The 4141-nt window shown below is 69.9% G+C and carries 5 protein-coding genes; 2 read left to right on the forward strand and 3 right to left on the reverse strand.

All coding sequences use genetic code 11. The features are described from left to right. Nucleotides 1–65: 65 nt before the first annotated feature. Both B0W88_RS30125 and B0W88_RS30130 read right to left on the reverse strand, forming a co-directional pair. Nucleotides 66–245: a hypothetical protein gene (locus B0W88_RS30125; RefSeq protein ID WP_077038197.1), complete on the reverse strand. Its 180-nt coding sequence runs from the start codon at nt 243–245 to the stop codon at nt 66–68. A gap of 17 nt (nt 246–262) precedes the next feature. Next, entirely contained in the window at nt 263–1030 is a 768-nt protein-coding gene (locus B0W88_RS30130; RefSeq protein ID WP_077038198.1) for an SDR family oxidoreductase, read from the reverse strand. Between the two features lie 143 nt (nt 1031–1173). Between B0W88_RS30130 and B0W88_RS30135 the strand changes: the two genes are divergently transcribed. Beyond that, nucleotides 1174–2262 carry a Rieske 2Fe-2S domain-containing protein gene (locus tag B0W88_RS30135; protein ID WP_077038199.1) on the forward strand — a complete coding sequence of 363 codons (1089 nt, stop codon included), beginning with the start codon at nt 1174–1176 and terminating at the stop codon, nt 2260–2262. 116 nt (nt 2263–2378) lie between these two features. On the opposite strand, the gene B0W88_RS30140 is transcribed toward B0W88_RS30135, so the two are convergent. Continuing rightward, a complete protein-coding gene (locus B0W88_RS30140) occupies nt 2379–2756 on the reverse strand; it encodes a hypothetical protein (protein WP_144007074.1) in 378 nt (125 codons plus the stop codon). Between the two features lie 275 nt (nt 2757–3031). On the opposite strand from B0W88_RS30140, the gene B0W88_RS30145 reads away from it, so the two are divergent. Continuing rightward, nucleotides 3032–4141, forward strand: a 1110-nt coding sequence (locus tag B0W88_RS30145; protein ID WP_158080971.1) for a cache domain-containing protein, incomplete at its 3' end; no start/stop codon positions are given.

A 4141-nucleotide genomic window follows, 5' to 3' on the forward strand; every position in this document is an offset into this window, starting at 1 on the left:
GGTTTGCGCCTTGTCTGCGGCCCTTTTGATCACAACGCGACCCCTGTCCGTAGTGTGAACAGGCCCTAGTGGCCATTGCGCTGGAGCTCGCGCAGCAGGCGGTCCCAGGTGGCGTTGAGCGGTGGGGGCGGCATGCCGTCGGCGGAGGCCACGGCCGGGGCGGGCTCGTCGATGGCGAGCGACAACGCGAGGCAGCCGGCGATCAATGCGGCAGCGGCAAGCAGCAGGGGCTTGTTGAGCTTCATCGGGGTTCTCCTCCTCGTCATGACGCAGCGGCCTCCAGGAAGGCGGGCTTCTCGCCGCCGCCATGCACCAGCAGGTGCGTGCCGTTGACGTAGGACGCGCGCGCCGAGGCCATGAACAGGCAGGCCTCGGCCACGTCGCGCGGCTCGGCCAGGCGGCCCGCGGGCACGGTGGCGCCAACCGCCGCCAGGCCGCGCTCGTCGCCGTAGTGCAGATGGGATTTCTCGGTGCGCACGAGGCCGGGGCTCACTGCCACCACGCGCACCTTCGGCGCCCACTCGACGGCCAGCGAAGCCACCAGGCTCAGCACGCCCGCCTTGGCCGCCCCATAGGCCGCCGTGCCCGGCGAGGGCCGCAGCGCGCTGACGCTGCCGATGAACAGGATCACCCCGCCTTCGGCCTGCCGCTGCATCTGGGCGTTAGCCGCCTGCGCGAGGTTCAGCGGCGCCAGCAGGTTGAGCCGGATGATGCTGTCGTGGAAGCGCGGGGAGGCGGTCGCGGCCTCGGCCGGTGGCGCGCCGCCGGCGTTGTTGACGAGCACGTCGAGCCGGCCATGGCGCTCGATGACCGCGGCCACCAGCGCACGCACCGCCTCGGCCTCGCGCACATCGCAGGCGATGAATTCGATGCGGGCGGGCAACGGCTCGGCAGGCGCATTGCGGCCGCAGACGACGACCCGTGCACCCGCTTCCGCGAAGGCCTCGGCGATGCCGCGGCCCACGCCCTGCGTGCCGCCGGTGACGAGCACGACGCGATCCTGGAACTGAGGGAGGCTGGCTTGATGCATGCGGCGAACTCTAGGAACGCCGCCCCGGCCCCGACACGTCCGAACGGACGAGTGCCCGCACCGGACTTACCCCCTCGTCCGAATGAGGTATGACGCCCTCGCCGCCCGCCTGAAGAATCGCCGCCGCACAGGAGACAAATCACATGGCGACCAGCAAGGACTATCGATTCGGCGACTACACCTTCCCCCGCGGCTGGTTCATGCTGGCCCCGTCAAGCGAGCTGGCGGACAAGCCGCTGGCCGTGCGCTTCTTCGGCAAGGACTTCGCGCTGTACCGCGGCAAGGCCAGCGGCAAGGTGGTCCTGCTGGACGCCTACTGCCCGCACATGAAGACCCACCTCGCGGCGCCCAACAAGACCTCCTACGTCGTGCTGGACCGCGGCGGCAGCAATATCGAGGGCGACGACCTGCGCTGCCCGTATCACGCCTGGCGCTTCGGCCCCGACGGCAAGTGCAATGAGATCCCGTACCACGCGGGGCCGATCCCGGCAGCCGCCTGCGTCAAGAGCTGGACCGTGCGCGAGAGCCTGGGCGCGGTCTGGGTCTGGCACGACCCCGAGGGCGGCGAGCCGCAGTGGGAGCATCCGACGCTGCCCGAGTGGGACCGGCCCGACTGGGTGCGCTGGAGCTTCGACGACGTGGGCCTCTTGAACCAGCACCAGCAGGAGGTGATCGACAACATCGCCGACTACAGCCACCTCGGGCCCATCCACGGCTCCACCGTGCAGAAGTACGAGAACGAGTTCATCGGCCACCAGGCGATCCAGCGCCAGTGCGGGCCGCACCGCACGCTCGTCGGCGCCGACGGCGTGAGCCCCATCCTCACCACGCTGACGACCTATCACGGCCCCGGCGTGCTGGTCTCCTACATGACCGGCATGTTCGACTCGATCATCCTGATCACGCACACGCCGGTGGAGGACGGCTCGGTCAAGGTCTGGCACGCGCTGATGGTGAAGTCACCCGGCGGCAACGCGGTGGCGACCGAATCCGACATCGCCGCCGCGCGCCAGTTCCAGGCCGCCAGCCTGGCCGCCTTCGCCCAGGACTTCGAGGTCTGGACCCACAAGCAGCCCTGCCTCAACGGCCTCTTCCTGCCCAGCGACGGCCCCTTCCAGAAAACCCGCACCTGGTACAAGCAGTTCTACAACCCGCGCGCGATGCAGCGGGAATTCACCGAGCAGTGCGAAGGCGTGTACGTGCCGCGCGGCGTGGCGGCATTCACCGGCTGACAGCGCTCAGCCGCTCAGCTTGCCCGCCAGCACGTCCTTGCAGGTGGCGGCGATGTTCTTGTGCAGCTGCGAAAAGCGGTGCAGCGCCTCCTTCACCGCCGCCTCGATCCAGAAGGTCAAGGCCGTGCCCGACGCCGCGACCTACAACCTGGAGATGGAAGACGCCGGCCGCGCGTGGCCGGCTTGTCCTTGAGGAAGCACTTGGCCTTCAGGCCGCCGTCGATCGAGCGGGCGAGCTTGTCGCGCTCCTTGCCGACCTTCTCCAGCGCCGTCTCGAACTTGTCGACCTCGACCGCAGGCGGCTCCAGGTTGACCTTGTCGAGCGCACCCAGCGCGACGACCCAGGCCGCCACGTCCTGCGCCTCGTCGATCAGCTCCTTCAGCGCCTTGCCGGTGGTGCGGTCCGTCTTGCTGGTGCCGTTGATGTCCTTGGAGAGCACCACATTGGCCCTGTCGTAGGTATCGCCCCAGTCCTTCAGGTACTTGCTTCCCATCGCCTGCTCCCGCATTGCGCTGACATTGACCGTTAGGCCGCGATTCTTGCGCCGCCGAGCCGCTTTGCCAATGGATACAGCTTGCCGTCGGCGGCCGGTCCTGGCACGGGGTTTCCGCGGCCGGCGGCTGATAAGCTCGGATCGCGCGGACGGCAGGGAGCCCCACCCGAGAAGAAGAACCAGAACGACTGAGAAGAAGAGAGAGCGAGCGAGATCCGATGCCCCTGGGTACGCCCCTGATCCTTGACAAGCAAGGGCTTCGGCCCCGGCGCCTGATGCGCGCCATGGTGATGGCCAACGCGGCCGTCGCCGCGCTGCTGGCCGGCCTGGTCTGGCTGGTGGCACGCACCAGCCACGAAGCCTACGAGAGCCAGGCGCGCGACAACGCCGAAGACCTGGCTGCAATCGCGCAGGCCAATGTCGCCTCGGAACTGCGCCGCGTCGAATCGCTGATGCGGGCGGCTGCCGACGAACTGCAGGCGCTGCACGGCCAGGGCCGGCTGGACGATGCGCAGATCAACCGCGTGCTGGAGGCGCGGCGGCGCCTGCTGCCCGGCGCCGAGGCGCTGCGCATGGCCGACACCGAGGGCCGCGTGCGCTGGGGCAATGCGCTGCCGGCGGGCGCACCGGTGGACGTGTCCGACCGGCCCTACTACCTCCAGGTCAAGGCGCAGGCCGGCGACGACTCGGTGACGATCGGCCCGGTGAAGTCGCGCGTCTCGGGCCACTGGGTCATCGGCCTGGCGATGCCGCTGCGGCTGGACGGCCGCTTCGCCGGCCTGCTCTACGCCAGCGTGCAGACCGGCTACTTCCGCGAGCTGTTCTCCAGCTACGACGTGGAGGGCGAGGACGCGGTGACGCTGCGCATGAGCGACATGAAGCTGATCGCGCGCCACTCGCCGGGCAGCTCGGTGCAGCCGGACGTCGGCAGCACGCAGTCCTCGCAGGCGCTGAAGGATGCGCTGGCGCGCAACGCGACGCGCGGCATCGTCGTCTCCCGCACCACCTTCGACGGCATCGAGCGCACCACCGCCTACCAGGCCGTCGACGGCTGGCCGATGATCGTCTTCGCCGGCCTGGCCACCGAGCGCTACTTCGCCCCCTGGCGCGCCCAGGTGCGCCAGATCGGCATGCTGGCCGGCCTGGCCTGGCTGCTGTTCGCCGGCGCCACCATCGCCGTCTACCGCACCGGGCGGCGCGAACGGCGCAGCCTGCTGGCGCTGGCGGCCGAGACGCTGCGGATGCAGTCGCTGCTGCGCGTGGCCGGCGACGGCATCCACATCCTGGACCGCAGCGGCCGGCTGATCGGCATGAGCGACTCCTTCGCCGCCATGCTCGGCAGCAGCCGCGAGGAACTGCTGGGCCGGCACGTCAGCGACTGGGAC

Origin of the sequence: Pelomonas sp. KK5, from assembly GCF_001984095.1 — a bacterium.
Taxonomy (GTDB): Bacteria; Pseudomonadota; Gammaproteobacteria; order Burkholderiales; family Burkholderiaceae_C; genus KK5.